The following is a 2,774-nucleotide window of genomic DNA, read 5'->3' as shown; positions in this document are numbered from 1 at the left end:
GATGAGCTTGGGGCGCACGTCGACGATGTAGACGAGGGCGGCGACCAGGCCGGCCATCCAGAACATCCAGCCGACGCCGGCGAAGCTGAACAGGAGGAGGAAGACGGCGGAGCCGGCGGTGATGCCGAGCCACGCCGGCTTGGTCAGGCGGTCGGCGGCGGTGTAGGCGTCGGGTCGCTGCAGGAGGGCGTGCACGAAGGCGAAGACCCCGACGGGGACAGCGGCCCAGTCGATGACCTTGAGGATCCACCACGCTTCCAGCGGCACAGGACAAGACTACGTGAGATGCCTCGAATGCCGCATACGCCACGGGTGACGTCGGCGCATGCGGCATCCGGGAGCGGGTCCTACCTGGTTACTTCGTGGTCTTGCCGGTCGAGCCGGTCTTGCCGGCGGCCGCGGTCCGGCGCGGCGCGGTCTTGTTGGCGACCTTGCGGCTGGTGCTGCGGACCTCGTGGGCCACGTCGTCGCCGGTCTCCGTCACGTCCTCGGCCAGCTCGGCGGTGGCCTTCTTGACGTTGCGGGCGGTCTTCTCGCCGACCGACCTGGTCCGGCGGCTGACCCTGGCGAGCACGTCCTCGGCCAGCTCGCGGGCGTCGCCTGCGACGTCGCCGACCCGCTCCTGCAGCGTGGCGATGGCCTCCTCGACCTGCTCGACGGCCTTGCGCACCTGCGGCTGGGCGCGCAGCTTGGCCAGCGCGTCCTCACCGGCGTCGGTCAGCTTCTGGTACAGCTTCTGCGCGGCCTCGGTGTACTCATCGACCAGCTTGCGCAGCTCGGCCGGGTCCAGCCGCTCGCGCAGCGCGGTCAGGTCGCTCGGCAGGTCCTCCACGGCGCTCCTGGCCGCCTCGGCCCGCTCGCTGACCCGGACGCGGGCCTTGTTGACCGCCTCGACCACGGCCTGGGTGGCCAGGTCGCCGGCGCCGATCGCGGCGAGCAGCGGGGTGCGGACCTGCTCGGCGGCGGTGCTCAGCGCGTCCACCGCCTGCTTGCGCGCCTTGCGCAGGTCCCTCGACTCCTTCGACTTGGGTGTGGTCATCGTTGGTTCACTCCTCGGTGTGGGGTCCTGTCTTCTCACTGTCCACATCAGACCCCGCCACTGTGGACCGTGCTGGCTTGTTCTCCCGGCGGAACGACTCGTAGACGTCCAGCAGAACCTGCTTCTGCCGCTCGGTGAGCTCCGGGTCGGCCCGTACCGCGTCGACCACGGCCCCGCCGGCCGGCAGGTCGAGGATCCCCGCCTGCACGTACAGCGCCTCGGCCGAGATCCGCAGCCCCTTGGCGATCTGCTGCAGGATCTCCGCGCTCGGCTTGCGCAGGCCGCGCTCGATCTGGCTCAGGTACGGGTTGGAGACACCGGCCCGCTTGGCCAGCTGGCGCAGCGAGATCTTCGCCTGGTTGCGCTGCTGGCGGATGTACTCGCCGATGTCCCGCCCGAGGTCGGCAACCTTGTCGATCGCCTCGTTCATCCGGTCACCTCCTCGCGACACCCACGACGCTACGCGCAACTGCTAGCTGTTGCAAGCACGCTGCTCGCACTTTGTCCGTGGGTTGCCTCACACGGCGACTACCGTGGAGGGGATGGGCATCTCGGGCGACACCGAGCGAACCGCGCGCCGCTACCGCGTGCGGATGGTGCGCGCCCTCGTGCGCGAGGGCCTGCTGGCCGATCCCCGGTGGCGGGACGCGTTCGCCGCCGTGCCAAGGCATCTCTTCCTGCCGCGATTCTTCCGGCCGGTCGGCCCGAACAGCTGGGCCGCGGTCGACTCTACCGACCCCGACTGGCTCGCGCAGGTCTACGCCAACCGCGTGCTGGTGACCCAGCTCGACGGCGATCCGTCCCGGTGGGAGGCGGCCCGGCTGGGCGGCGAGACGCGCGGCGTGCCGACCAGCTCGTCGAGCATGCCGGGGATCATGGCGGTGATGCTGGACGCGTTGAACGTGCCGGACGGGGCCCGGGTGCTGGAGATCGGCACGGGCACCGGGTACAACGCCGCCCTGCTCTGCCACCGGCTCGGCGACGGCTTGGTGTCCACTGTGGACGTCGACCGGTCGCTGGTCGAGCGGGCCCGGGAACGCCTTGCCGGGCTCGGCTACCAGCCGGAGTGCGTGGCGGCCGACGGCGCCGGGGGCCACCCGGCGGGGGCGCCCTACGACCGGGTGCTGTCCACCTGCTCGGTGTCCACCGTGCCGCTGCCGTGGCTGGCGCAGACCAGGCCGGGCGGGCTGGTGGTGACCACGCTCAACCGCCCGCTCGGCGCGGGCCTGGTGCGAATCGTCGCCGGCGAGGGGCCCTGCGGCCGAGGCCGGGTGCTCGCCGACGACGGGCGGTTCATGCCGCTGCGGGCGCACCGGGAGCCGGTCGACGACGCGCTGATCGAGTCGCTCGCGCACCGGTCCGGGCTGTCCCGGCGCACCGGGCTGGCCGCGGCCACGGTGGTCAGCCCGACCAGCCCGTTCGAGTTCTTCGCCGGCCTCGCGCTGCCGCACGTGGTCCCGGCCAGCCTCGGCCGGGCGACCGTGGTGCTGCACCACCGGGACGGATCATGGGTGCGGCACCGCGGCGACCGCGGCCGGCACCTGGTCACCCAGGGCGGGCCGCGGCGGCTGTGGGACGAGGTGGAGAAGGCCTACGAGCAGTGGTGCGAGCTGGGCAGGCCGCCGCGGTCCCGGTTCGGCATCACGGTCGGCCCGGCCGGACAGGAGCTCTGGCTCGACCACCCGGCCAGCCCCTACCGCTGGCCCCTGTCGTGAGTCTTTTGTGGGGTTATAGC

Annotated in this window: 4 protein-coding genes; 1 reads left to right on the top strand and 3 read right to left on the bottom strand. The window is 72.3% G+C overall.

The features are described 5' to 3' along the window. From VGX25_RS23830 to VGX25_RS23820, 3 genes are all read right to left on the bottom strand, one after another. On the bottom strand, positions 1 to 267 hold a 267-nt coding region (locus VGX25_RS23830), incomplete at its 3' end, for a DUF2516 family protein (protein WP_326920113.1). 88 nt (positions 268 to 355) lie between these two features. After that, positions 356 to 1,039 (bottom strand): hypothetical protein, encoded by a 684-nt coding sequence (locus tag VGX25_RS23825; protein WP_326920112.1) that lies wholly within the window; start codon positions 1,037 to 1,039, stop codon positions 356 to 358. Positions 1,040 to 1,046: 7 nt separating this feature from the next. Next, positions 1,047 to 1,469 (bottom strand): helix-turn-helix domain-containing protein, encoded by a 423-nt coding sequence (locus VGX25_RS23820; RefSeq protein WP_326920111.1) that lies wholly within the window; start codon positions 1,467 to 1,469, stop codon positions 1,047 to 1,049. Positions 1,470 to 1,581: 112 nt separating this feature from the next. Between VGX25_RS23820 and tgmC the strand changes: the two genes are divergently transcribed. Continuing rightward, positions 1,582 to 2,754: an ATP-grasp peptide maturase system methyltransferase gene (tgmC, locus tag VGX25_RS23815; RefSeq protein ID WP_326920110.1), complete on the top strand. Its 1,173-nt coding sequence runs from the start codon at positions 1,582 to 1,584 to the stop codon at positions 2,752 to 2,754. The last annotated feature ends 20 nt before the right edge of the window (positions 2,755 to 2,774 follow it).

This window comes from Actinophytocola sp., from assembly GCF_035942955.1.
Classification (GTDB): Bacteria; Actinomycetota; Actinomycetes; order Mycobacteriales; family Pseudonocardiaceae; genus DASYTH01.
The sequence above is the reverse complement of the archived record's forward strand: the minus strand, read 5'-3'. Positions and strand labels throughout refer to the sequence as shown.

What these genes read in the sequence shown, in the direction of transcription:
- VGX25_RS23825 (WP_326920112.1), bottom strand. Translation starts at nt 1,039, where the DNA reads ATGACCACACCCAAGTCGAAGGAGTCGAGGGACCTGCGCAAGGCGCGC.
- VGX25_RS23820 (WP_326920111.1), bottom strand. Translation starts at nt 1,469, where the DNA reads ATGAACGAGGCGATCGACAAGGTTGCCGACCTCGGGCGGGACATCGGC.
- tgmC (WP_326920110.1), top strand. Translation starts at nt 1,582, where the DNA reads ATGGGCATCTCGGGCGACACCGAGCGAACCGCGCGCCGCTACCGCGTG.